Annotated in this window: 21 protein-coding genes, 2 tRNA genes and 1 other RNA gene; 8 read left to right on the top strand and 16 right to left on the bottom strand. The window is 55.2% G+C overall.

The features are described 5' to 3' along the window. Positions 1–364: 364 nt before the first annotated feature. On the top strand, positions 365–835 hold the full coding sequence (locus OXH56_09010) for a MarR family transcriptional regulator (protein MCY3555445.1): 471 nt from the start codon (positions 365–367) through the stop codon (positions 833–835). A gap of 83 nt (positions 836–918) precedes the next feature. Here the strand turns inward: OXH56_09010 and OXH56_09005 are convergent, their stop codons facing one another. Together OXH56_09005 and OXH56_09000 are read right to left on the bottom strand one after the other, a co-directional pair. Continuing rightward, positions 919–2,055, bottom strand: coding sequence for an aminotransferase class V-fold PLP-dependent enzyme (locus OXH56_09005; protein ID MCY3555444.1), 1,137 nt, complete (start codon positions 2,053–2,055; stop codon positions 919–921). Positions 2,056–2,103: 48 nt separating this feature from the next. Next, the gene (locus OXH56_09000; GenBank protein ID MCY3555443.1) at positions 2,104–3,006 is read right to left on the bottom strand and encodes a dienelactone hydrolase family protein; all 903 of its coding nucleotides are present in this window, start codon (positions 3,004–3,006) and stop codon (positions 2,104–2,106) included. Positions 3,007–3,594: 588 nt separating this feature from the next. Here OXH56_09000 and OXH56_08995 point away from each other — a divergent pair. The 3 genes from OXH56_08995 (at position 3,595) to OXH56_08985 (ending at position 5,898) form a co-directional block, all read left to right on the top strand. Beyond that, positions 3,595–3,873 carry a hypothetical protein gene (locus OXH56_08995; protein MCY3555442.1) on the top strand — a complete coding sequence of 93 codons (279 nt, stop codon included), beginning with the start codon at positions 3,595–3,597 and terminating at the stop codon, positions 3,871–3,873. A gap of 571 nt (positions 3,874–4,444) precedes the next feature. Then, a complete protein-coding gene (locus tag OXH56_08990; GenBank protein MCY3555441.1) occupies positions 4,445–4,732 on the top strand; it encodes a hypothetical protein in 288 nt (95 codons plus the stop codon). A 731-nt stretch (positions 4,733–5,463) separates the two neighbouring features. After that, positions 5,464–5,898: a hypothetical protein gene (locus OXH56_08985; protein ID MCY3555440.1), complete on the top strand. Its 435-nt coding sequence runs from the start codon at positions 5,464–5,466 to the stop codon at positions 5,896–5,898. 11 nt (positions 5,899–5,909) lie between these two features. Here OXH56_08985 and OXH56_08980 read toward each other — a convergent pair whose 3' ends face one another. Continuing rightward, positions 5,910–6,134 carry a hypothetical protein gene (locus tag OXH56_08980; GenBank protein MCY3555439.1) on the bottom strand — a complete coding sequence of 75 codons (225 nt, stop codon included), beginning with the start codon at positions 6,132–6,134 and terminating at the stop codon, positions 5,910–5,912. Between the two features lie 281 nt (positions 6,135–6,415). On the opposite strand from OXH56_08980, the gene OXH56_08975 reads away from it, so the two are divergent. From OXH56_08975 to OXH56_08965, 3 genes are all read left to right on the top strand, one after another. Beyond that, positions 6,416–6,907 (top strand): hypothetical protein, encoded by a 492-nt coding sequence (locus tag OXH56_08975; GenBank protein ID MCY3555438.1) that lies wholly within the window; start codon positions 6,416–6,418, stop codon positions 6,905–6,907. A gap of 680 nt (positions 6,908–7,587) precedes the next feature. Beyond that, a complete protein-coding gene (locus tag OXH56_08970; protein ID MCY3555437.1) occupies positions 7,588–8,616 on the top strand; it encodes a hypothetical protein in 1,029 nt (342 codons plus the stop codon). A 262-nt stretch (positions 8,617–8,878) separates the two neighbouring features. Next, positions 8,879–9,040 carry a hypothetical protein gene (locus OXH56_08965; protein ID MCY3555436.1) on the top strand — a complete coding sequence of 54 codons (162 nt, stop codon included), beginning with the start codon at positions 8,879–8,881 and terminating at the stop codon, positions 9,038–9,040. A 21-nt stretch (positions 9,041–9,061) separates the two neighbouring features. On the opposite strand, the gene OXH56_08960 is transcribed toward OXH56_08965, so the two are convergent. From OXH56_08960 to OXH56_08905, 12 genes are all read right to left on the bottom strand, one after another. After that, positions 9,062–10,681, bottom strand: a complete 1,620-nt coding sequence (locus tag OXH56_08960) for a type I restriction-modification system subunit M (GenBank protein ID MCY3555435.1) — start codon at positions 10,679–10,681, stop codon at positions 9,062–9,064. Further along, positions 10,678–11,877 (bottom strand): AAA family ATPase, encoded by a 1,200-nt coding sequence (locus OXH56_08955; protein MCY3555434.1) that lies wholly within the window; start codon positions 11,875–11,877, stop codon positions 10,678–10,680. Before OXH56_08955 ends, OXH56_08960 begins: the two co-directional genes overlap by 4 nt. Continuing rightward, positions 11,874–13,121, bottom strand: coding sequence for a restriction endonuclease subunit S (locus tag OXH56_08950; GenBank protein MCY3555433.1), 1,248 nt, complete (start codon positions 13,119–13,121; stop codon positions 11,874–11,876). Before OXH56_08950 ends, OXH56_08955 begins: the two co-directional genes overlap by 4 nt. Next, a complete protein-coding gene (locus OXH56_08945; GenBank protein ID MCY3555432.1) occupies positions 13,118–16,144 on the bottom strand; it encodes a type I restriction endonuclease subunit R in 3,027 nt (1,008 codons plus the stop codon). The genes OXH56_08950 and OXH56_08945 overlap by 4 nt, the downstream gene beginning before the upstream one ends. Positions 16,145–17,026: 882 nt before the next feature. Continuing rightward, positions 17,027–17,581, bottom strand: a complete 555-nt coding sequence (locus OXH56_08940) for a hypothetical protein (GenBank protein MCY3555431.1) — start codon at positions 17,579–17,581, stop codon at positions 17,027–17,029. A 77-nt stretch (positions 17,582–17,658) separates the two neighbouring features. Then, complete coding sequence (locus OXH56_08935) at positions 17,659–18,594, bottom strand: nucleotidyltransferase (GenBank protein ID MCY3555430.1); 936 nt, start codon at positions 18,592–18,594, stop codon at positions 17,659–17,661. Between the two features lie 90 nt (positions 18,595–18,684). Next, complete coding sequence (locus OXH56_08930) at positions 18,685–19,032, bottom strand: DUF86 domain-containing protein (GenBank protein ID MCY3555429.1); 348 nt, start codon at positions 19,030–19,032, stop codon at positions 18,685–18,687. Beyond that, positions 19,022–19,330, bottom strand: a complete 309-nt coding sequence (locus OXH56_08925; protein MCY3555428.1) for a nucleotidyltransferase domain-containing protein — start codon at positions 19,328–19,330, stop codon at positions 19,022–19,024. The genes OXH56_08930 and OXH56_08925 overlap by 11 nt, the downstream gene beginning before the upstream one ends. Before the next feature lie 69 nt (positions 19,331–19,399). Continuing rightward, positions 19,400–19,764, bottom strand: a transfer-messenger RNA (tmRNA) gene (gene ssrA, locus OXH56_08920). A gap of 82 nt (positions 19,765–19,846) precedes the next feature. Continuing rightward, positions 19,847–19,919, bottom strand: a tRNA-Lys gene (locus OXH56_08915). A gap of 5 nt (positions 19,920–19,924) precedes the next feature. Beyond that, positions 19,925–19,997, bottom strand: a tRNA-Lys gene (locus tag OXH56_08910). Positions 19,998–20,092: 95 nt separating this feature from the next. Further along, positions 20,093–21,370, bottom strand: a complete 1,278-nt coding sequence (locus tag OXH56_08905) for an adenylosuccinate synthase (protein MCY3555427.1) — start codon at positions 21,368–21,370, stop codon at positions 20,093–20,095. Positions 21,371–21,747: 377 nt separating this feature from the next. Between OXH56_08905 and OXH56_08900 the strand changes: the two genes are divergently transcribed. Continuing rightward, a complete protein-coding gene (locus OXH56_08900) occupies positions 21,748–22,635 on the top strand; it encodes a sugar phosphate isomerase/epimerase (GenBank protein ID MCY3555426.1) in 888 nt (295 codons plus the stop codon). Positions 22,636–22,648: 13 nt separating this feature from the next. Here OXH56_08900 and gcvPB read toward each other — a convergent pair whose 3' ends face one another. After that, entirely contained in the window at positions 22,649–24,151 is a 1,503-nt protein-coding gene (gene gcvPB, locus OXH56_08895) for an aminomethyl-transferring glycine dehydrogenase subunit GcvPB (protein MCY3555425.1), read from the bottom strand. Between the last annotated feature and the right edge of the window lie 21 nt (positions 24,152–24,172).

Below are 24,172 nucleotides of genomic sequence, written 5' to 3'. Positions count from 1 at the left end.
AGAATCCGTTAGGCGGTCCAGGCGAAAAATGGACAGTTACGACCCGCGTCCGGGGCTCGGATCAGAAAAAGGTGGCGATGCGCGTGATTTGAGGAAAGCAGTTTCTGGCAGAACAACGCGCCAAATATAATAAAATAAATCGAATTGTTAATTAATTTAATCCGTATTATTCGATTTTAAAAGATATTGCTTGACATAGCCTAAGTGTCAACGGCATAAGTAAATAGAAAGCCATGCACACGAGTTGCAGTTCGTTTTGCACCGCAGTGTGCATAGAAGCCGGGTCTTATTCAAAGCCGGGTTCTATACAGTATACAGAAACCAGGTAGAAGGCGCATACGATTGTCGAAGTGCGAGCGAGACTATGGATAAACACCGGAAAGGGAATTTAACGGACCGGTTCGTGTCCGTGGTGGACCAGCTGAATCGCCTGATGTCCGGCGGGAACTGGGTCAGGCTGCGGATACTGGATCTGAACGTCCATCACGTCAACACGCTTCAGGTGTTGAATCAGAACGGACCGCTGCGCATGAGCACGATTGCCGATCACCTGGGCAGCACGCAGTCGCACGCCACGAACGTTGTCAAAAAACTGGTCGACCGGAAGTACCTGAACAGAAAATCGGACCCGGATGATCGAAGAGTCGTGATCTGCGAAATCACGGCTATAGGCAAGCTGATTGCAGGCCGGTACCTGGAACTCGTCACGCAGCGCGCGACCAACATGGCCGAGGTGTGGGACGAAGAGCAATTGGAATCCGTCGTCGCATCTCTGGAGTTGTTCTGCCGCGATGAAGCGGCGACGCGGGACCGGAGCGGTTCCAGTTCGGGCTAAATCACGTAGCGGGGAACAATCACGTAGCGGGAAACCTGGATTGCTGACTCGAAAAACCGGTTCCTGCCCTACCGTGCCAACCGCTAATCCACCTCCCTCGCCAGGGTCGTGACCGCTTCGACCAGCGTGTCCAGCTCGGCCTCGCTGGTGTAGAACGCCACCGAGATCCGCACGCCGGTCGGTTCGTTGATGTAGGTGCCCCGCTGGGTGATTTGCCAGCGATTCCGGAGTGCCTCGGAGACTTCGTTTCCCTCCATGCCCTCGATGGCGAAAGCGACGATGCCGGACTGGGTATCGGCGCGGCGCGAGCTGATGACCCGCACGCCGGGAATGGCGTCGAAGCGCGTGCGCAGCGATTCCGCTTTTCGTCCTGCCTCTTCCGCGATGGCCTGGGGACCCCCAATGCCGTCCATGAATTCGAGACTGGCGCGGAGACCCTGGTAGAGCATGCTCGAGGGCGTTCCGGTCTCGTACTGGCGGGCCGTGCCATCGGGCGCGTGCGGCCGTCGAAGGGGCTTCAGTATCCGCTGCGCGTCTTTCCGCACATAGAGAAACCCGGTACCCATGGGCGCGAGCATCCACTTGTAGCAGTTGGTGGCGTAGAAATCGCAGCCCATGTCGTGCAGGTCCACCGGGAACTGCCCGACGGCCTGGCAGCCATCCCAGAGCGTGAGAATGCCGCGCTCCCGCGCGAGCGCGCAGATCTCCCGGGCGGGCAACCGGGTCCCGGTGTCCGTCGTGACGTGGCTGAAGCAGAACAGTCGGGTTCGCGGGGTGATGATGTCTTCCAGTCGATTTAGGAGAACGTCCTTGTCCTGGTCGATCTCGACCACCTTGACGATCGCCCCCACCCGGTCCGCCAGGCCCTCGGCGGCCTGCAGGGGTACCGGGTGTTCTTCATTGGTGATGATCACCTCGTCGCCCGGCTGCCAGTTTAACCCGCCGAGTACCATACCGTACCCCTCGCCGGTGCTCATCGTCAGCGCGATTTCCCCGGCATCGGCACCGAAGAACCCGGCGATCCTGGCCGGCATTTCCGAGGCCGCCTGTTCCACCTTCGTGTACAAGTCGGCAGGACCCACACTGCCGCTGAGCATCTGCTGATAGCCATCGGCCATCGCCGTGATCACACAGACCGGCGACTGGCCGATTCCTCCGGTGTTCAGGTAGGTGCCGAACTGCAGCCCCGGCATCTGATCTCGAATCTGTGCGATATCCATGGGCTTTCCTCTCATGGAGGTTTCCTCTCATGGGCTTTCCTCTTCTCCCTAGTCCGCGAGGTGTCTACGGAAGAAGCCCACGGTGAGGTTCCACGCCTGCGCCGCCGCCGTCTCGTTGTACCGGGGCGTGGAGTTGTTGTGGAAACCGTGGAGCGTACCCTCGAACATGTGCATTTCGTACGTCACGCCGTTCGCGCTAAGCGCTTCCTCGTACTCCGGCCACATGGCGTTGATGCGCCGGTCGGTCCCCGCGTAGATGATCATCAGGGCCGCCTCGATCTTAGGCACGTCCTCGCTCGCTGCCGTGGCACCGTAGTACGGCACGCCGGCGTCCAGGTCGCTGCCGAGGGCCACCGCGAGGCGATTGGTCATGCCCCCGCCCCAGCAGAAGCCCGTGGCGCCGAGCCGGCCGTTCGAAAGGGCATGGCTCTTCAGAAACCGCGCGCTGTTGATCATGTCCCGGTCCAGCTTCTCCCGGTCTAGGCTCCGATGCATGGTACGGCCGTCGTCATCGTTGCCCGGGTAGCCGCTGATCGGAGCCAGTCCGTCCGGGGCCAGCGCGAGGAACCCGGCCACGGCCGCGCGCCGCGCCACGTCCTCGATGTAAGGGTTCAGGCCCCGGTTCTCGTGGAAAATTATGACGGCAGGAAAGGGCCCGTCGCCGGTGGGCAGCACGAGATATCCCCTCATGGTCCCGGAGTTACCGCCGGGTGACGGATACTCGACGTACGTACCCTTGATCCGCCGGTCGGTGAAGGAGATCGTCTGAGCCTCGGCGTAGCGCGGCAGGAGCGCCTGCGCCATCGAGAGCGCGGAGACGCCGCCGATCGTGATCGCCGCGGCGCGACTGAGAAACGTGCGCCGGTCGATGTAGCCGTGACAGTACTCGTCATACAGTTCGAAGACACGCGGGTCGATCTTTTCTTCGGGTGGTTTTGCTTCGGGTGGCATGGGTTGTCGCTCCTACGGGGTGGCGGATGCTGATTTGATCATGCAGGCCGGGGCCGGTTTTTGGTGATCGTGCTTGCTTGTGTCGGACGCGGGTCTATGTCCTGTGTACGCACGCTTGCATGCAGCCGAGTAGTTCCGGCAGGTGTTTACGACAAATGACTATGCGGAATGTTAGACCGTCATGTCTTTGGATTAACAGGTATAAAATAGATATGAATGAACCCCGGGGTCAATTCAAAGTCCAGGCATGATCCAGGAACAAATCGACTATCTTGTGATCCACGCGGCCAGGTTAAAAAGAAAACTCGAGATTACGTTAAGAAACTCCGGCTGATACGAATAGACGGTGCGGATATCCGCTTCGATTCACATCCTAGTTGATTAAAGTCTAATGAGGAGGGCAAGTCGATGAGTACGCTGACGGACATACTGGACAAGCTGCCCCTGGCCCGACTGAAGAAAGTCGAAGAAAGAGCCCAGGGAACTGATCGCCGAAGAGATATTGCTAAGGGACCTGCGCAAGGCTCGAAAGCAAATACAATCCGGATCTGAGGAAACTGCCTGCAGAACTAAGAGATAGGATGGATAGTGAACAATCCAGGATCGAAAAGAGCACCTGAAGAACCCGAAGTATCCAAGGCTGAAATCCAGCATTTCATCAGACAGGTTGGAGACGATCTGTACTTCGGTGTAGATAACATTCGGGTAAGACTAGGCCGAATAGAAAGGCAACTTAAAAACACCGCAACAAAAGAAGATATCGCCAATTTGAAAATATGGGTATTGGTCGGTGCCGGCACCGCAGGGCTTTCGTTGCTTGGGGCAGCAGGAGCGGTTGTGGTTGGTCTGATGAACTACTTAAGGTGAAGTTGCTCGGATTTCGCGTGTGGTTTGAAACCCAGGAGTCAAACATCGACCATAATTTCCCGTGACAACTGGACCTTCGGCGCACAGGTTATAGCCGCCGTAGGCATACTGGTAATAACCATCCTAGCTTTTGTAAATCAGGCCAAAAGTGAGTTTCGAACCGAGATCAGGACCGAGTTGGCCGCAATACGGGCTGAGATCCGGGATATAAATACTCGACTCGCCCGTGTTGACGGTTATCAGCGCGTGCCCGATACAGAGTAGAATGGAATGATGGAGGTATTATGAAATCTACCTGCAGATATTGGTTAATTGTACCGACTCAGACGGACGGTCAATGGCGTACGATCTTGATGTTGATTTGCGGAATTCCACCCAGTCCTTAATCCCGGTCCCGACGAGTATGAGTTTGACGTTTTGCTTTATTCTCCTGGCTACGGTTCGTTCGGCTATTTCACCAACCATAGCACCGATGAAATTGTAAGGTTACTTAAATCCTATCTCAGGGAAGCCGTGTCCAAAGCCCTCACCGACTATCTCAAAGCCGATATTTCCGAATAGGAGGTTTGCCATGCGGTACATCCATTTATTCCTATCCACAGCGGCCCTTGCCGTGGTCTCTCTGACGGCCACGTTTACGGCACACGCTCAGGCGGTGAAATTGCCAGTTGTGGCGATCGGTCCGATCGAGGTCGCGGCGCAGAAAATACCTTGTAAGGGAATAAGAGGAGTTGTTATCCGCGATTGTAACCGGTACTTGCGCGAAGTATTCAGGGCCATGCTGGAGACAGCCTTCATCAAAACGGGCAAACTGGCTGTAATGGAGCGAGGGCAACAAAATCTCTTGTTACGGGAGTAGGTGATGGGTCAAGAGTGATTAACTGATTCCGGCGGCGAATTAGGGGGACTTCGCGGCATAGACTATTGTATCTACGGCGCAGTCACGCAGTTTGGCCTAAACCAGAACGCGGTCGCAGTAGAAGGCAGACGTGGAATTGGATCGTTGCTCAAAGGGACAGCTAGGGACGTGCTGGGTGATGGATTCGTTACTTCGAAAGTCGAAACACAGATGGGAGTAGACGTCAATATCACTGACGTTCAGACCGGCCATATCTTGATCGCTGAAAACGTCTCCCGGTCCTATAGGCAGGGCCGGACAGTATCAGTGGGGGGCGTTTCGCTCGGAAGTGCGAAGGGTGATTCGTTCGCAGACGTACAGCGGATTATAGCGTCAGTGATCGCCGAGGCCCTTGTTGTCACCAGGAATCCATTTAAGGTTATTGTGGTCCAGGTAGACGGAACGTTGATCGTGAATTATGGGGCGGTTTTTTTGCCACGATGAGCAACTTGTAGCCTTCACTGTCGGGGAGTCATTTGTCGATCCTGATACCGGGGAGATACCGGGTGCCGAGGAAACCGAGACCGGCGTTGTTCAGATCGTCCGCACGGAAGTTTAGTTTTCGAGGGCACGCGTCGTAAGCGGCAACGTCGAGAAGGGTACAGTCCCGAAGCACAAGCGAGATGTCGAAGCAAAGCCGGGGGCACGAAACGCAGTGGGTCTAACTGGGATTGATCTTTAAGGAGAAGGAAATGATCGAAGTGATTTTTACTGGTGTATCTGCCGTCTTCGCCGGTGTGAGTGCGTATATTGCGTATAGAGTAGATGCTGACCAGCGAAGACCGAAGGTGATTGTGTATGCCCGTATGAGCGAAACACAACCTGGGCTTCTAATGGTTAGTGTGAAGAACATCGGTGAGGACCCAGCCACTAATATCCGGTTTGAGGTGTCGCCGCACATACCCAGTCGCGAAGATCGCCTCATGGAAGCTTTAACTAAAGGTGTGCCTATACTTGCGCCAGGCGAATCTAGAAACTACTCTTTGGGGGCGGGTCATACCGTAGTCAGGGATTTAGGAAGCGAAGAATACATTGTAGATTACACTTACAACTGGGGAAGAAGAAGATTGAAAGACAGCTCCGTAGTAGAAGTTGCCTCTTTTACTAATACGTTAGTGAGGCCCTAGAACGCCCGGTTTCACGCGCTGAGGTACGCGCTCTTGAGGCAAGCGCCGCAGCGGGTGGCGCTATCAGCGCGGTAGTGGAGCGGCTTCCCGCAGTCGACGCACACGGGGCCGTGGCCGTTGAGCGGAGCGCCGTTCCCTTTCGAGAGCCGGTACAGGTGCTTGTCGTAGCACGACCTGCACAGGCCTTTGGCCTTGACGAGCTTGCGGCAGTGACGGGTCGAGCAGGTGCTCGTCATCGATGATGTCCAGATACGGAGGCTGTCAAGGACAACCTGGTTTTGGTTGCTGCTTTCTTGATCGGTGTTTTAGGTGTCTCGATTGTGTTTGGAATTGCGTGTGATAAGGTTGCCGAGGCCAAGGGCTTTGGCTCTCGGTCGTACTGGTTCTGGGTCGGGTTCTTCCATTATGCACTGGCGTTGGCCTTTACGCTGATCGCCCCAGGGACGAAAGACGAATGAGAGTGACCTCTTACTTCGTATTAAGATCATTATGTGAAGTAGAAAGGACGGTGACGTAGGTGGATGATAAAATACTCGTTGCATTGGCAGCGGTTATCGGGAGTTTGTTGGGCGTATTGCTAGGCAAGCTGTGGGACAGAAGAAATGAAGCCGCTGCTCTTTTCAGAGAGTTGAAGGTTCAGAAATACGAGTCGATTACTGAACTATTTTCTAAGGCGTTCAGTAGTGCTGAGCAAGTCCCACCAGGTGCTAATCCAGATGATGTAGTTTTCTTGCACGAATGGCAGTTGATGGCTTTGATGCGGGCAAGTCCAGAGACGCTAAATGCCTATCTCAAGTTCAGGAAAGATATCCAAGAAGGAGGTGCGGGATCGGTATTTGCCTTCGGAGAATTCTTCTTAGCATTGAGGAAGGATCTGGGACTCTCAAATCGCGGAATAAATGATGAGATATTCGCTAGATTGGTATGGGCTAACGCAGATAGGCTCATTCCAATAGCGAAGAAAAACCCCCACATTGACCTTGCTGAATTGGATAAACACCACGGGTGAGAAAATAGTAAATGGGTGTAGTCTTGGAGACACTGTACTATAGGTGGCCTGGATAATTCGTATCGTCAGTGCGGGATTGCTCGGCCTCATGCTCGGTCGGTTGCCGGCCAAGATTGTAGCGGCTATTGTCGGTGGTGTTTTAGTGATTAATGCCTTTGCCAACATCTCGTGCCACTCACTCTGCCTAGGCGGCCGACCCACAGTCCGCTCTGGATCATCCCGCTCAGGGTGAAGCCTACCCCCTATGCTGGCGATGAGCCGATTGGAGGTTCCCTAACCTGCACCTACTCCGAGATTGTGCCTTTGAGCGCGTTGATGTGCATATTTCGTAGCTGGTTCCCCTCGTAATCATTTATAAACACGGACGCTTAGTACCATCGCCGTTTTCCGCGCCTAGTTGCAAACTGTGATCGCGGACCGCGCAAGATCGCCAATGCTAGGAGGGTCTTGCATTTGTTCTTTGAATAATCCGCCGCTTGTTTGGTCACCGTAAGCCTTCAGATCGGTCTTTTCTTTTTAGTTAAGTTACCTCGTCCGCGTCTCGCTTCTGAGGGTATTTGGGGGTATGGTTGATACATATTGATGGGTCACTCTAAGTTCGCAGTATTGCACAATCCGGAAGTTAGGCAGGCAACTAACACGCTGTGTTCCACAAAGAAGACAAGTAAGAGGAGATTGATATGAGTGGAAACTGTCTTTGTCCGATCTGGGGGACGCCGACTAAACCCGACGTGTTCTTCCGAGGTGATGGTTTAAACGTGGATTCTCCTCGTGCTGGAGGGAGGTATTTTATTAGCAGAAGAGCTTCAAAAGCAGTGGGCAAACTTGATGATAGTGCAAAGTCGCGCCTGACGACTTGGATGATCGAACAACGAAGGTCGGGCGTCGAACGACCGGAGCTACATCTTTCCTTAGAACCAAAGGGCGACGGATTCGTGAGCAACATTGAATCGATAACACAACGACCTAGTATGGTCATCCACGCTCGAGCCGATGAGTTACTGAAGTACGTTTCCCAGAAAACCACTGACATTGGCCAGAAGTATGAGTTCTGGATTGGTAGTGCGTACGATGATGAAATGGAAGCGCTCGCCTATACAGAAAGCGTCAATTATTGGGAATTGGAATACCTACTTGACTATCTGGAGAAGCGTGAATGGGTGGAGGAGGGAGAAATCGGCGAAGTCGAACCTCCGAATAGTCATTCTAAATACACTCGTTTAACGGTCGAAGGACACGCTCGTCTTGCCGAATTGGATACCGTCGTTGTAGCATCTTCTAAGGCGTTCGTGGCGATGTGGTTCGACGACTCCTTAGATTTCCTCTATCCAGAAGGCATTGAGCCCGCAATCAAGGACGCAGGATACAACGCCTCGATAATAAACAAAGAACATTTCCTCGACAAAATTGACGACCAGATAATCGCTGAAATCAAGAGGTCACGATTTGTCGTCGCGGATTTCACGCATGGTCGTGGCGGAGCTCGGGGGAGCGTATACTACGAAGCGGGTTTCGCGCAGGGGCTGGGTAAGGACGTTATATTCACCTGTAGGAAAGATATAATAGACAACAACAAAATACACTTCGACATACGCCAATATCCCTATGTAGTGTGGGAAAAGAACAAGCTAGAACGATTCAGAGAAAGCCTAGCTTTCCGCATTGCGAGGGTAATCGGAGATGGACCATTCAAACCAGTATCAGGATAAGTATACGGGTCGAGTTCTTGCTTGAGATAGTCGGTTCCAGCAAATACGGGGAACCCTATGATAGAAATCACCTTGTAGGTGATCGAGTCCAACGTAGGTGATCGAGTCCAACGATGGTGGATTTGAGGCACGCACACTCGGTCACGAGTATGTAACATTTTTTGTGTAACTGGCAATAGCGTGTTTCTTGCTCACAAGGAGGAAGTGCTATGGCCAGAGACAAGAAACCCGCAAGTAAGATCGACCGTCTCTCGACGAGTTGATGGAAGACGGGGTGGACGCCGAGGACCTGTTCAGCGAAGACGGCCAGTTCAAGCGCATAAAGAAGCGCATGGCCGAGCGGATTCTGGAAGCCGAGCTCGCCGATCACAGTAGCGATTTCGGCGTAAGATTGAGCATTCGTAGCGTTTTCGCCACGACCTAGGTGCAGCACTGTTAAAATCAGCTAATCTAAAGGAGGTAGTCCAAGTTCCTTCAGAAACTCGTTGTGCTTTTCCGTTGACTCCTCGACTTGTTTCTCGATCTCGACCAATTCCCTATGCGTGGCTGACAAATCAATCTCGACCTCTGGCATGGCGGTACTGACATAGCGCGAGATGTTCAGGTTGTACTCGTTGGCCTTGATCTCATCCATCTCCACGCGCCTGGCGAACCGCTCGATCATCTGCTCGGGACGCTCTCGGTACGTTTCGATAATCTTCCCGATATGCTCGTCGGAAAGATAGTTCTGTCGCTTGCCCTTCTCGTAATGCTCGGATGCGTTGATGAACAGGACGTCATCGGGCTTCTTGCACTTCTTCAGGACGAGGATGCAGACCGGGATGCCGGTCGAGTAGAACAGATTCGCAGGTAGGCCAATGATGGTGTCGATGTGCCCGTCGTCGAGTAGTTTGCGGCGGATCTTTGCCTCAGCGCCGCCACGGAACAGCACGCCGTGCGGCAGGATGATCGCCATCACGCCGTCGTCCGTGAGGTAGTGAAACCCATGCAGCAGGAACGCGAAGTCCGCCGCCGACTTCGGGGCCAGCCCATAGTTCTTGAAACGCGAGTCCTCGCCTAAGGCCTCGTTCGGTTCCCAGCGGTAGCTGAACGGTGGGTTGGCGACCACGGCGTCGAAGCGGGGCTTCTTCGACGGGTTCGTCTCGCGGAGCATGTCCCAGTCGTTGGTCAGCGTGTCGCCGTGGAATATCTCGAACTCCAGGTCCTTCACCCCGTGGAGCAGCATGTTCATACGGGCGAGGTTGTAGGTAGTGACGTTCTTTTCCTGCCCGTAGATTCTACCGATACCGTGCGAACCCATTCGCTTGCGCACATTGAGTAGCAGTGAGCCCGAGCCGCAGGCGAAGTCCATCACGCTGTCGAGGCGCTTACGCTTGCCGGTATTCGGCTCCTGACCGTCGAGCGTGACGATCTCGGAGAGGATGTCCGAAATGCGCTGTGGCGTGTAGAATTCTCCTGCTTTTTTGCCCGAGCCAGCGGCGAACTGGCCGATCAGGTACTCGTAGGCGTCGCCTAATGTGTCACTGTCGGTCGAGAACTCCGCGAGGCCCTCGGCAATTCTGGTGATGATCGTGCAGAGCTTCGCGTTCCGGTCTACGTAAGTCTTCCCAAGCTTTTCGGAGGCGAGATTGATTTCCGAGAAAAGCCCAGAGAACGTGCTCTGAAACGATTCGGTCTCGATGTAATTGAAGCCGGCCTGTAGCGTGTTTAGTAGCCCGTCGTCCTGGGTGCGTGCCATGTACGCAATGCTGGTCCAGAGGTGTTCGGGGCGGATGATGTAATGCGCTTTGAGTCGCATCTGCTTCTCGAACGCCGACTCATCATCGGGGTTCTGCTCGTACCAGACAGACAGTGGAGACCGCCCGTCGTTTTCGATTGTGTCGAGATCTGGGTAGTCGCGGCCTAGTTCCTTCTCAGCTGCCTGCTCGTAATTGTCTGAGAGGTAGCGGAGGAACAGGAAAGCCAGCATGTAGTCGCGGAAGTCATCCGCGTTCATCGCCCCCCTTAGCTGATCAGCGATGGTCCAGAGTGTCCTACCTAACTGAATTTGGTTGTTTTCGGTCATGATGCTTCCGTATCTGCGGGGGGTTCTGGTAGAAGTTCACGGTTGAACGGGTGTTGATCCACGAATCCTTTAAGAATGGTGAAAAAGTACTCCTTCGTTTCGTCACCCATTTCGGTAGGCTCGTACATTGAGTACTTGCCGTGGCTCAATAGATCGACGAACCGCTGGTGAAGGAGTCCGTCCGCATCATCATTGGTCTCGATGCACTTCGAGAAATGGCTGTGGCCGTGGAACAAAGCGGTTTTCTCCAGAATCGTACGTAAGATATTGAAGTGGAACGTGTTGGCCCGGCCGCTTTGCGCCACTAGCCAGAGATCTTTCAATGCGGCGACATGGTAGAACTGCGGCGTATCGCCGGTTTGTTCCACCAGCAGGTAGCCGTCTGACAGGCGGTCTCGCTTGAGGATGTACTGCAATGGCCGTCCCAAATGATTCCGCAGCTCGTAGTGCAGCACGTTGAAGAACAGGGTGTGATGCGTTGACAATACTGTCTTGATCGGGCGTTGCGCCTCTCGGTACAACTGGACGAGATGATTGCCCACGACGATGGCGTTGTGTTCATCGAGAGACGAGATTGGATCGTCGATGTAGACATGCTCGACCCACTCGTACGCATCGGCCCCGTCAAGCGCGAGTTGGAGGATCGCAAGGAAGAAGCACCAGATGAAGATGTTCTCCTCGCCGCGCGAAATCTTGATGCCGTCCACCTCAACAGTCCGCGCGTCGTTCCCCATTACGCCCCGTACCGTCCGGGAGAAGGTCACCTCGGCGCTGGTGATGTTGCCAGTCAGTTCGTTGAACTCGAAGTTGATCCGGAAGTCGAAGTCCGCGTAGCGGTCCAGCAGCGGGCGGATCCGATTCTCGATCTCCAGTTCGTTGAGCCCAATAAAGAATCTGGACGCTGCGTTGAGCTTTAGCGTACGATGCTCGTCGTTCTCCAAGTCGTTGTCCCACGAGAACAGGTCCTCGGTGAAGGCGTTGAAGTACAGGGTATCCTGGCTCTGAACCTCGTTGTTCTCGTCCACTGCCTTTCCGAGGTTTTTGAATGCTGCGGACAGCCGTGTCTTGCCGGTCCTGTTGTATGCGTATATCAGGACGTACGGGCTCTTGTCGGGCCGCCTTTGGGCTCTATCAGCCAGTACCGAACGGAGGTGTCGAGCGACTTTACACAAATCGGCATAGTGAGTCTCAGTCATCGCGATTCTTCCTCCAAACTGGGGAAGAGCTGTTGCGTCAGTCCCTGTTTGTGTTGCTTGAGTGCACCAAGCCTTCGAGTTTGTCCGATTAACCGTGCATCAAGTGAAGTTAGACAGTCGGAAATCATTCGCTGCTCGTTCGGCTCGGGAAGGCCAACCGTATACAACGCACGGATTACACTCGGATGAGCCTTCTGCTGGTAGTCGAAGGTCTGCGACCGGTGAAGTCGCTGTAGTTGATAGGCGAGAAAACGGCAGACAATGTCACCACAAAGCACTCGCATATAACCAGAAACATTTGTTACCGAGAACTTGTGCTTGGGCCTATAAAAGTAATGTCCGCCGCCATCGACTGACCACGAAATCAATTCCTCATCAAACAGGTAGTCACCGTATGTACCCATAAGACCTTCATCTATAACCGAAGATGAATACACGGGATGCGGCCCGGGGTTAGCGCGCATGTCGGCATGGGAGATAACCTTGCCTCTACCGAGTTCGATCCTGCCTTCTGTTTCTAGCTCTTCCAACTGCAGACAATTCCACTCAGGTCTATCCTGGAACTCCGGAAACCGTATACGCGGCACGGTTTCACCGGGCTGGGGAAAGAGCTGTTGCATTAGCCCTTGCTTGTGCTGCCGCAGCGATTCGAGCTTCCGACCCTCAGCCGCAATCAGGGCGTCCAGCGAGCCTAGACAGTCGGCGATCTTCTGCTGTTCGGACTGACTTGGAACTTTCAGATCCAGTTTTTTTAAAGAAGTCGCATAAAGATGATAGACAGTCGAACCAGTAACCAGTTGAAGAACTCTTGGTTCAAGGTGACGAATATACCGAGCTAGGAATTCTCCACCAACTTTGCGTTGGTCGGTTCTTATTACCAGTATATCGCCACCGATAATTACATCGCGCAACTTCACGCAACATGCCTTCGCCAGTCCATTTGGTGTTACGTCTGAAGTTGGCATTAGCACATCGTCAACGGCCGATAAGAACAGATTTTCATCTAAATCTAAGTCTGTTCTACTATAAACCGTTTCAATTACTTCTGGGTAGACCGTAAACAGTTCTCCATAGTGTATACACTGCCTAGTTCCATCGGTCGAGAGCATACTCTTGGGCAGTCCTTTTCCCTTAAAGAAGCTTGCAATATCGCCCATTATTTTTGGTTCCCATTCCCCTGCACTTTGAAACTCCGGAAACCTCAGTTTCGGCACAAGGTTCGATGGCATGTCGTATGCCATCATGCGCCCCCCTGTTCGTAGGCGTTCAGGCCTGAGATACCCCGGCCCTCTGCCCGCTTTTTTAGAACCGGTATTAGATTGTCCATAAGTGCCAGTTCGCGCTTACGGCGTTCACGCCAGCCCAGGTCAAGCGGTTTCATCAGGTCGGTGAGTTGCTCACCGTCAAAGATCATGCGTTGGAGGATGGTGTTGACGAAAGCCGCGAGAGACTCAGGGGTCAGTTGGTGCACCTGAGCAAGGTGCTCGATTTCCTCGGCCTGCTTCGCGGTCTTGAACTGCTCGTAACCGGCGCGGATCGCGTCCTCGTCAAGGCCTTCGCCTTCCTTGAGAGAGGCTACGTACTCGATGATCTCTTCCCGTTCGTCAAGGAACTTGGCTTCGGACTGAATCAGGCCGATGAGCTGCTCGCGGCTGATCTCGACCTTCTTGGGATCCTGATTCGAGTACTTGGCGATCAGTTGCATGATGTAGTCGTAGTCGATGAGAGCGGAGGCGAAGAGGACGAACTCGAAATCGAGTTGGTCGGTCTCAGTTGTGACCGGCTTGTCGTCCCCACCGGGTGTGCCCTGTTGGTCTTTCAGACGTTGTGCGGTTTCGAGGTAAGCGCCTCGGAAGGCTTGAAGGTCCTCTGTGGGGAGGGCGTCTTCGATCTGCTCGTTCTGCTCTTTGGTTAGATCGGTGTACTGGTCAAGCTGGGTCTTGAGTCTCTGGACATCTTTGAATCGCTTAATGAACTGGATGCGGGCGTCGTCGCCCTTCAGGTTGCTAACCTGGTCGGGCCTGACCTCGAGGTCCTGAGACTGCATGAACTCGCCGAGGTCGGCGACAGCCTTCTCGAAGTTTTCGATGACGACTGGTGCCTTGTCGACCAGCCAGATCTCGCGGGCCCTGTCAGGCTGCGCGCCGGAGAAAAGCGCGATGGCGGTGTCGACGCTTTCTTGCTGCTGCCGGAAATCGAGTATGTGGCCGTAGGGCTTTGTTGCGTTGAGTATGCGGTTGGTGCGGGAGAAGGCCTGGATCAGACCATGATGTTTGAGATTTTTGTCGACGTAGAGCGTGTTGAGGTACACGGCGTCAAAGCCAGTGAGGAGCATGTCGACGACGATGGTGACGTCGATTTTCTCAGCGCCTTTCTTATCAAGGTCGTGGTTGGGGAACTGCTGGTCCTTGATGCGCTGCTGGACATCCTGGTAGTAGAGGTCGAAGCTGTTGATGTCGTAGTTCGTGCCATACCGCTCGTTGTAGTCGTCGATGATGGCTGAGAGCGCGGTCTTCTTGCCTTCGGGGTCGTGCCGGTTGTCCTCCTTCTCCTGGGGAAGGTCTTCCTGGATCTGCTGGACGTCCTTGTTGCCCTCCGCCGGCGGTGAGAAAACAGCGGCGATCTTGAGAGGGACGAACTCGGGATTGTTGGCCTGGAAATGAGGCTGAAGCTGCTTGAAGACTTCGTAGTACTCGATCGCATCGTTGATCGAGGCGGTGGCCAGCAGTGCGTTGAAGCGTCGTTCACCGGTTGCGGCATTGTGCTTGTTGAGAATGGCTCGAGCGACCGCCTGTTTGGCGAAATTCTGGCCGGGCGTGAGGGTCGGGGTGTCCTCGGGCATGTAGTAATCCACGTGGAAACGAAGGACGTACTGATCCTCGATCGCGTGGGTGATGGTGTAGGCATGAAGCTCTTTCTGGAAGAGATCCCGGGTAGTTCGAAGAGTGGCGACATCTCCCTTGATCTGCGTGACGGTCGCATTGTCCTCGAAGATCGGGGTGCCGGTGAAGCCGAAGAGCTGGGAGTTCGGAAAAAACTCCTTGATGGCCCTGTGGTTCTCGCCGAACTGGGAGCGGTGACACTCGTCGAAGATAAAGACCATCCGCTTGTCTTTGAGGTGCTCCAGCCGCTGCTTGTACGACGGCTGTCCTTGAGTTGTTTTCTGCTGGTTGTTGTCACCGTTCTCGGTGAGTGCGAGCCCGAGCTTCTGAATGGTCGTGACGATGACCTTGTCCGCGTAGTCGTCGGATTCGAGACGGTTGACGAGCGCTGCGGTATTGGTGTTTTCCTCGACGCAGTTCTCCTGGAACTTATTGAACTCATCGCGCGTCTGGCGGTCGAGATCCTTGCGATCGACGACGAACAGGCACTTGTGGATGTCGTGGTTGCTCTTAAGGAGTGTCGAGGCCTTGAAGGAAGTAAGCGTCTTGCCCGAGCCGGTCGTGTGCCAGATATAGCCGTTACCGCCGTTCTGGTCGATGCAATCGACGATCGCCTGGACGGCGTAGATCTGATACGCGCGCATCATCAAGAGCTTCTGCTCGCTTGCGATAAGGACCATGTACTTGCTGATCATCTCACTGAGCGTACACTTGGCGAGGAACCGATCGGCAAAGTCGTCGAGGTGGGTGATCCTGGTGTTGTCCTCGGCCGCAAATCGATAGACCGGAAGGAACCGCTCGTCGGCGTTGAAAGAGAAATGCCGCGCGTTGTTGTTGGCGAAATACAACGTGTCCACGCGGTTGCTGACGATGAAGAGCTGGACGAAGCAGAGCAGCGTCTTGGTGTATCCGTTACCAGGGTCGTTCTTGTACTCGACGATCTGCTCCATCGCCTTTCGCGGGCTGATCGCAAGCGTCTTCAACTCGATCTGAACGACGGGAACGCCGTTGATCAGGAGTATGACGTCATAGCGGTGATGGCTGTAGTCCGTATTGATGCGAAGCTGATTAACAACCTCGAAGGTGTTTTTGCACCAGTCTTCAATATCAACGAGGGTGTAGTTGAGTGGCGTGCCGTCGTCTCGTGTGAATGCTTGCCGGTTACGGAGGATCTGGGCGGCCTTGTATACGTCCGGTGCGACGATCTCGTCGAGAAGCCGTTCGAACTCGCCATCCGTGAGTTTGACTCTATTCAGTGCTTCGAACTTCTCCCTGAAGTTTGCTTCAAGCTTTGCTCGTTTACGGATGTCGGGGCGATATACGTATTTGAGGTCCTGTAGCTTCTCGACAAGGAACTCTTCAATCTCGCTTTCGGGTGTGTTCATATGACCTGCCCTATTTCATCAGTCCAGCTTCATTCGTTGGACTTTCCGATGAAAACGTTGTGACGGCGCCTGACCAATTACGTGGGCCTTCGGGTAATTTCGTGCCGTATATACCGTGTATATACTATAAGGTGTGAATTTTACACCCTAAGTATCATTTCCGCAAGAAGAAGGATTGGTAGTACGATGTTAGGGACTTCGCCGCGGTTGGAACGAAGTGAATTGGCCGACCAAGTCCTTTGTTACTATTCGGGCGTATTCGATCTATGGTGAGAGGAGGGGGGTAGGTACTTCTGGGTATCCCTGTCGCTTCGGGGAGGTGTTCGCAGAATACATGTTGTGAACTATCCAGAAAACAACGCATCGGACCCGTAGCCAATAGGTAACTCGTCCGAGTGTAGGAATCTCCCGGATTACATGATAACAAGGTGGTTTTCGGAAACTCCTTAGTTGATTATACTGGTCTTGGAGCTTGAATTGAAGAGACACTAAGTTTTGCTCCCTAGATCTTACCGATTTTTGGGCTTGTACCCAAGCCGGTATAGTATGAGTTTACTCTTGGAGGATGAGGTAGGACGAAAACGGGAAAGCGACGTTGGAATGAACCCAGCGTTTTCACTCGATGCTCTCTGTAGAGTGTTCGTCCATCTGGGGCTGGAGTAACCTGTCGGCCATATTGCCTTAGAAATTTGCCAATAGTCCACTAATGTACGCCATAGGTCGCCGTTGACGGGTGCACGGAATTCGTATTCGGATTAGCTATGCTTAGAGAGATCGAATCGGTGGGTGACCAGAACAGTGACTAACAGGCGAGGAGTTTATGAGACCGTGATTTGTTGTGTCTAATCTGTTTCAACAACGAATACACAGATCTGAACTTACTCACGCTTCATCGAAAGCCCTATTAGCGTCATCGTAGTGTGTGAATACGGCGGGTAGTCTTGCGGTGAATGTCATACGTCCTTTTGTCTTTCTGTCAGTCCAGTACTCACCTGTAAGCGTGTCCGGTCGATTAGCCGGTCCATGCGTGTCGAGTAGCACTCCTCCCAAATGCATTTCACTAAGCGTTCCACGTAAATGAGTTTGCGGTTTGTTCGTGTACACGCCGGCTACTCGATACCCGACACCACTTGGCGATGGGCTGATACGTTCCGCAATGAACCAGGACTCAGATTCAGGCGTCATCAGATGCATCTGTAGAGTTGAAAGGGTTTGTGTAACGCCCATGTAGCAAACGATGGGTTGTACACCGAGATTCGTGTCTGGATCGATCCAATTCGATTGCAGTTCAACACGCCAAGTGCCACGCAGATCTGGTCGTTTCACAAACCAACCGTGGATCAGTGACCAACGCCACAGCACCAACTCAAAAGCTGTTCCAAAGGCGGCAAGAACTATGACGACGGTACCGAACGGTTGCACATATTCCCACTTCACCCTTGGAGCCCCTAGTACAAGCCACCAGACTAAGGCTGCCAGACCCAAAAATGCAGTTATGTGGCGTCGCTCAAGCTTCACGATGACCGAACCCCGACAAAGGTCCATGCTTCATTGATGAAGGTATGCGCGGCCTCACGTGTCCATGGCTGTGAAGAACGAAAGAGGTACTTAATCGCATCCACTTCACACCATGACTCACACTTCGTAGCGTCGTTAGTACTGATCCAGAGGTGCCTCAACACAGCTTGAACGCGTGTATCCCATGTGGAACCAGAAAAACAAGTATTCGGCACATTCCAAGTCATACACTCCAACAGGTAACCAGGTATAGCCTTCGCCGATTGGGAACCAGCGTCATCCATCGTGTTCCGTAAACTCTTAAGTATGCGTACGATCCCTTTGAAGCGCCGGACGGTTTCATCGTTCTTAGTTACGCCATTCTCGTAGTGCAAAGGCGTTGACGGCCAGTATTCTACCAAGCGCTCAGGGAAGTTCTCAATTCTTCGGCTATCTTTGTCTGTCAGTAAGGCAACACCGGCCCGGTAATGCCCGTCTTCCCAATACCTTCTGAACTCGAAGAGCGGTACAACGTCAGCCTCTACATGATAAGAGTTTTCCCTGATATTGAATGCCTTGTTCCCACGCGTAACGGCTGCTCTACCGAAGTGGGCGACCAGGGCGTCTTCGAGATCATCCTTGAACTGTGCAAAAGTATAATCTGCAATTCTGATGCCATAATCGGCCGGTGTTTTACCTTCTGGGATCTGCCATAGGAAGTACTGGTAGAGCATAACGCCAATGTCAACGTCGCTGTCGTGACGAACGTTGACTCGATTGCGATAGGATCCTTGGGTAAAGACCTTCAATCTCTGTTGATTCAGCTTTGAACTGTGACCGATCGCATTATGGATGCTCCTAACTGCGTTCTCAGAGCGCTGTACTTCCGTTTTTGAAGGTGGTTGCGCCCATGTGTCGAAAATCCGTTCCCAGTCTTGCGTCACTATCGTCATCTCCATTTCGTATTGGTATATCAACGACTCAGTATTTCTACATAGCAGGTCGATCTATACTAGCGTTCTGCTTTAAAACACCAGGACAGTTCATTCGGAAGGCTCTGATATTAGAGTTTCCACTTCATGGATCAGGGTAGGAAGTTTAGTCTCAACGACGTCCCACACCAGCCGACTGTCTACGTCGGCATAGTTATGGATCAGGACATTGCGGAAGGAGATAATGCGTTGGAAGTCGCTGATTTTAGAGGTAACGTGGCTATCGATTTGGGCGAGTTGCTTAACTGCCTCGCCGATGATCTCGAATTGCCGCTCTACAGCGGCACGCACCATGGAATCTCGTGTATAATCCTCATACCTCTTGTCCAGCGTAAACTCTCGAACCAGCAAGGCGGCTCGATGAATGTCGAACAATAACTTCTTGGTCTCAAGCTTCATAGACAAGTGTTTTCGTCCGGTCTATCGATTGCAAGAGATAAGGATTCTTAACTGCTGAACCGACTACCAGATCCACGGGCTTCCCAAATAGTCGCTGCAAATCTTCCAACAGTCCGAAGTAGTTGTCAGCATATGTCTCTAGTGCTTTCGGCTGAAACTCTACCAGGAAATCCAGATCACCGATATCATGTAGTTTGGATGAAGTGGTGGCTGATCCGAATAGTTCAAGACGCTGTACGTCGTAGTCCAGGCACAGGCTTCTTAGCGAGTCAGCCTGATTTCGTATGGCTGGAATCATCTCGGACTCTTCTTTCGTCTGGAACCGGAGACCGGCAAGTATATTACTTTTTAAGGTGGTTATAAATGATGATGGAGGTGGGGGGAATCGAACCCCCGTCCGGAAGTGCCTAAGCGGGAACGTCTACATGCATAGCCTGTTTTTTGGTCTCGTTCCGGAGAACTCCAGCAGGCAGGATTTAACCGGAACCAGCCTCAGTTGAGTCTCGCCTGGCGCCCTGAGGCGCGACGCCCGGCCAGCCTGCTTTATCGTCGCTTTTGACCATCCCGCAGGCGGGGCTGATCAAAAACGGGTTGCGCTAACAGATGTTAGGCAGCCATTGCATACGAAGGTTCGTCTGCAGTTAATTTTGTTCCCAATGGTTTAACGAGGTTATCGGGGACCTCGGCACGCGATTCCCACCGCATCCACTCCCGTCGAATCCTTTCACCCCCATGTCAAAGAAGGTAGGACATTTGCCCTTCCCTGTCAAATCCACCCGTGTTTGAAGACGCAGGTGCGACCGGGAGAGGGCAGTGCACCGCCAGGGAATCGAACCCCGAACCCACTGATTAAGAGTCAGTTGCTCTGCCAATTGAGCTAGCGGTGCATCCATGAGCGCGGAAGGAATCGAACCTTCGACCCACAGATTAAAAGTCTGTTGCTCTGCCAACTGAGCTACGCGCCCTCGCAGGCGAAGCAAGATAAGCGGTTTCGCCCCGAAGGTCAACCAATTTGCGGCAAACCTGCGCAAGTTCTAAATGCGGAGGACCCGAGAGAACTCTACATGAATATGGTCGCGTCCCGGTGCGATCCGACGGAGACGATTTTCACGTCGGTCTTCACCAGTTCCGAAACCCGTTCGATATAGGCCCGGGCTTTGACCGGAAGATCGCTCCAGGTCCGGATGTGCCCGGTGGGCCGGTCCCAGCCCTCCATCTCCTCGTAGACCGGTTCGCACCGGGCGAGGACGTTCGCGTCGCTGGGCAGATGGGGGATTACGTCGCCGTTCAGCCGGTAGCCCACGCACAGCCGCAGCGTCTGGAGACTGTCCAGCGTGTCGAGCCGGGCGAGCGCCAGGCTGTCGATGCCGTTAACCATGACGGCGTAGCGAACGACCATGGCGTCGAACCAGCCGCAGCGCCGAGGGCGGCCTGTCGTGGCGCCGAACTCGCCCGCCATGCGCCGGAACTCGTCGCCCCAACGGGAGGGAAACTCCGTGGGGAAGGGTCCGTTCCCCACCCGGGTGGTGTAGGCCTTGGCCACGCCGATGACCTCGTCGATGCGCGTGGGGCCGACGCCGGCCCCCATGCAGGCGGCGCCCGTGGTCGTATTGGAGGACGTGACGTAGGGGTAGGTCCCGTGGTCCACGTCCAGAAGCGTGCCCTGGCTGCCCTCGAAGAGGATCTCCTTGCCGGCGTCAATGGCGTCGTTCAGGTATTCCGAGGTGTTGATCACGTATGGACCGATCTGCCGGGCGAAAGCCAGGTATTCCTCGATGATCCGGTCCGCGTCGAGCGCTTCGGCCTGGTAGATGGCGTCGAGGATCCTGTTTACCTCCTCGATGTTCCGCTGCAGCTTCTCCTTGAGCACGCCGTGGTCGTGCAGGTCGACGATGCGTATGCCCTTGCGGGCGGCCTTGTCCGCGTAAGCCGGCCCGATGCCCCGGCCCGTGGTACCGATACGCTCCTCTTCCTGCCTCTGCTCCTCTCCGACCCGGTCGATCAGCTTGTGATACGGCATGATGAGATGGGCGTTATGGCTGATGAACAGGCGTCCCTCCACGTCGATGCCGTGCGAACCGAGCATCTCGATCTCTTCCATCAGCGCTTCGGGATCAATCACGGTGCCGTTGCCGATGACGCAGGCCTTTTCCGGCCGCAGAATGCCCACGGGAATCAGGTGGAGGATGTACTCCTGGTCTCCGATCTGGACGGTGTGCCCGGCGTTGGCCCCGCCCTGAAACCGCACGACGATGTCGGCCTGCTCACTTAGAAAATCGACGATCTTGCCCTTGCCTTCGTCGCCCCAGGCTGCGCCTACGAGAATGCGAACGGCCATCTTGGCTTCTATCTCCCTCGTATATACCCGGATGGCCGATTCTAATGTGAAATCGAGGCCAGGTCCCGGGTCCACAAACAACAAAAGGGCGAGTCATAAGACCCGCCCCTCGAGACCGTTAGATCTTACAGTTCATTGTATGCGGTATGCAAACGGAAGGTCAAGAAAAAACGGCTGACAAAACCGGACAATTATACGCTGCCGGCACTCCGTTGGCGGGACGTCCGTGCACCGCCCGCGCACCGCCAGAGCTTCATCCGCGCACCGCCAGAGCTTCATCCGCGCGCCGCCAACACGGCGCTGCACAGATCGGTTGACAATCGAAATGTACGAGGTACCTATGCATAAGTGACTGAAGGCGTTTGGGAGCGAAGGCCGTGAATGATCGTATTCAAGTAGTGGCCCGAAGCGCGGACGCTCAAGCCCAGGTTCAAAATACGAAGGAAGCGGGACACACCATGTATTCCTGCATCAACGGTGCGACGACCATGCCCTATACGCTCGAGCAGGACCTGGAAGCCGCGGCGGAGGCGGGGTTCGACGCCGTGGAGATCTGGTCCAGGAAGCTCGATGCGTACCTGGAAACCCACGATACCGCCGAGTTGAAGGCACGTCTGGATGCTCACGGGCTTCGCGCGGCCTCGCTCTGTCCCTACGGGCTGGTGGGGTTCTCCGACAACCAGGAGCAGCTTCAGGCCATCGAGCGCGCGGCAGCGGTGGCCGCGGCCATCGACTGCCCCGTCCTCCTCGTCTGCGCCGACGCGCCGCCCGACGGCATGGATCGGTATGAGGCCTACGATACCATGGCCGCCACGGCCCGCGACTACGCCGAACGCGCCGCCGCCCACGGCGTGAAGATCGCCATCGAGCCCCTTGGGCGACATCCCTTCATCCCGGGATCCCGCGAAGCCCTGGAGGTGATCGATAGAGCCGGGCACGACAGCCTGGGACTGATGGTGGACTTCTTCCACTACTACAAGTCGGGCGTACCGCTCGACGACATTCGGGCTATCCCCACCGAATTGCTGCTGATCGTCCACGTTGACGACTGCGAGGACCTGCCGCCGGCCGACCTGACCGACCAGCACCGCGTCTACATGGGCGAAGGCGTGCTTCCCCTGAAGGACATGATGGGCGTATTGCGGGAGAAAGGCTTTGCGGGTGCCCTGTCGGTCGAGATCTTCCGGGAGGCATACTGGGAGAAGGACTCGGTGGAGATATCCGTTGCCGCAAAAGCGGCCTACGACCGGATGATGGCCGGCTGAGGATGGATCGGCCCTACTCCGCCAGCGACTTCCGGTACCGCAAGTTCAGGGTCTTCGGATGGGCGGCGCGCGCCTCGTCGAGGCGGCCGACCGGCGTGGTGTGGGGGGCGTTCCGGACCAGTTCCGGGTCGTTCTCCACTTCTTCGGCGATGGCCGTCATGGCATCGATGAACCGGTCGATGGACTCCTTGCTCTCGGTCTCGGTGGGTTCGACCATGGCTGCCTCGGGCACGATGAGTGGGAAGTAGATCGTCGGTGCGTAGAAACCGTAGTCGAGCAGGCGCTTGGCGATGTCCAGCATCCGGACGCCGTGGGCGCGGAACCGGGTGCCGGAGGCCACGAACTCGTGCTGGCAGGGCACTTCGGCGGGAATCGGGGTCTCCTTCTGGGTGCCGTGGACGAGGACGGTGCGGGGGTAGCGTTTTTCCAGGCGCCGCATGATGTAGTTGGCGTTCAGGATGGCGTTCTCGCTCACCTGGCGCAACCCGTCGGGACCGTTGGCCCGGATATAGGCGTAAGCCCGGACCATCATGCCGAAGCTGCCGCCGAAACCGCGGACGCGGCCGATGGAATCCGGCCGGTCGAAGTCGAACCGGTACCCGTCGCCGTCCTTCACCGGCACAGGTGTCGGCAGGAACCGGACGAGGTCGCTCCGCACGCCCACGGGTCCCGCTCCCGGTCCGCCGCCCCCGTGGGGCGTGGAAAAGGTCTTGTGCAGGTTGAAGTGGACGACGTCGAACCCCATGTCGCCGGGCCGGGTTATGCCGAGGACCGCGTTGAGGTTTGCCCCGTCCATGTAGAGCAGCGCCCCGGCGTTGTGGACGATGTCCGCGATGGTGCGTATCTCCGATTCGAAGAGCCCCAGCGTGTTCGGATTTGTGAGCATGAAGGCGGCCGTCTCCTCGTCGATCAGCTCCGCCAGCCGGCCGGTGTCTACGAGCCCGTGGGCATTGGTCGGGATCTGCACCGTTTCGTAGCCCACCAGGGTGACACTGGCCGGGTTGGTGCCGTGGGCCGAATCGGGGATGATGACCTTGCGCCGGGCATGTCCGCGCGCTTCGTGATAGGCCCGCATGATCATCAGGCCGGTCAGTTCGCCGTGGGCCCCCGCCGCAGGCTGCAGCGTGACCCCTTCCAAACCGGCGATCTCCGCGAGGTCTCTCGAAAGCTCGTACATCAGCTGAAGACCGCCCTGGCAGGTCTCGTCCTGCTGCATGGGGTGCAACCGCGCGAACCCCGGCAATGCCGCCATGTCCTCGTTGACCTTCGGGTTGTGCTTGATGGTGCACGAACCCAGGGGGTACATGGCCCGGTCCGGATGATAGTTCAGGGTGGACAGCCGGGTATAGTGGCGGACGACGTCGACCTCGCTGACTTCGGGCAACTCGGGCGGCGTGCCGCGGAGGTCCGCTTCGGGCAGGTACGACGCAACCGGCTTGACGGGCACGTCCGGCGCGGGCAGCGAGACGCCACTTCGTCCGGGAGAGCTCAGTTCAAATATAAGCGGTTCCGACAATCTACGACCTTTCAGGATGCG

It is taken from the genome of Gemmatimonadota bacterium (assembly GCA_026702745.1).
Taxonomy (GTDB): domain Bacteria; phylum JAAXHH01; class JAAXHH01; order JAAXHH01; family JAAXHH01; genus JAAXHH01.
This window is presented reverse-complemented; position numbering and strand designations above follow the sequence as displayed.

Bases quoted from the DNA above. Each gene is read 5' to 3' on its own strand.
- OXH56_09010 (MCY3555445.1), top strand. From the start codon at position 365: ATGGATAAACACCGGAAAGGGAATTTAACGGACCGGTTCGTGTCCGTG.
- OXH56_08990 (MCY3555441.1), top strand. From the start codon at position 4,445: ATGCGGTACATCCATTTATTCCTATCCACAGCGGCCCTTGCCGTGGTC.
- OXH56_08980 (MCY3555439.1), bottom strand. From the start codon at position 6,134: ATGACGAGCACCTGCTCGACCCGTCACTGCCGCAAGCTCGTCAAGGCC.
- OXH56_08945 (MCY3555432.1), bottom strand. From the start codon at position 16,144: ATGAACACACCCGAAAGCGAGATTGAAGAGTTCCTTGTCGAGAAGCTA.
- OXH56_08930 (MCY3555429.1), bottom strand. From the start codon at position 19,032: ATGAAGCTTGAGACCAAGAAGTTATTGTTCGACATTCATCGAGCCGCC.
- OXH56_08965 (MCY3555436.1), top strand. From the start codon at position 8,879: ATGGAAGACGGGGTGGACGCCGAGGACCTGTTCAGCGAAGACGGCCAG.
- OXH56_08950 (MCY3555433.1), bottom strand. From the start codon at position 13,121: ATGATGGCATACGACATGCCATCGAACCTTGTGCCGAAACTGAGGTTT.
- OXH56_08955 (MCY3555434.1), bottom strand. From the start codon at position 11,877: ATGACTGAGACTCACTATGCCGATTTGTGTAAAGTCGCTCGACACCTC.
- OXH56_08970 (MCY3555437.1), top strand. From the start codon at position 7,588: ATGAGTGGAAACTGTCTTTGTCCGATCTGGGGGACGCCGACTAAACCC.
- OXH56_08935 (MCY3555430.1), bottom strand. From the start codon at position 18,594: ATGACGATAGTGACGCAAGACTGGGAACGGATTTTCGACACATGGGCG.
- OXH56_08985 (MCY3555440.1), top strand. From the start codon at position 5,464: ATGATCGAAGTGATTTTTACTGGTGTATCTGCCGTCTTCGCCGGTGTG.
- OXH56_08960 (MCY3555435.1), bottom strand. From the start codon at position 10,681: ATGACCGAAAACAACCAAATTCAGTTAGGTAGGACACTCTGGACCATC.
- OXH56_09000 (MCY3555443.1), bottom strand. From the start codon at position 3,006: ATGCCACCCGAAGCAAAACCACCCGAAGAAAAGATCGACCCGCGTGTC.
- OXH56_08905 (MCY3555427.1), bottom strand. From the start codon at position 21,370: ATGGCCGTTCGCATTCTCGTAGGCGCAGCCTGGGGCGACGAAGGCAAG.
- OXH56_09005 (MCY3555444.1), bottom strand. From the start codon at position 2,055: ATGGATATCGCACAGATTCGAGATCAGATGCCGGGGCTGCAGTTCGGC.
- OXH56_08925 (MCY3555428.1), bottom strand. From the start codon at position 19,330: ATGATTCCAGCCATACGAAATCAGGCTGACTCGCTAAGAAGCCTGTGC.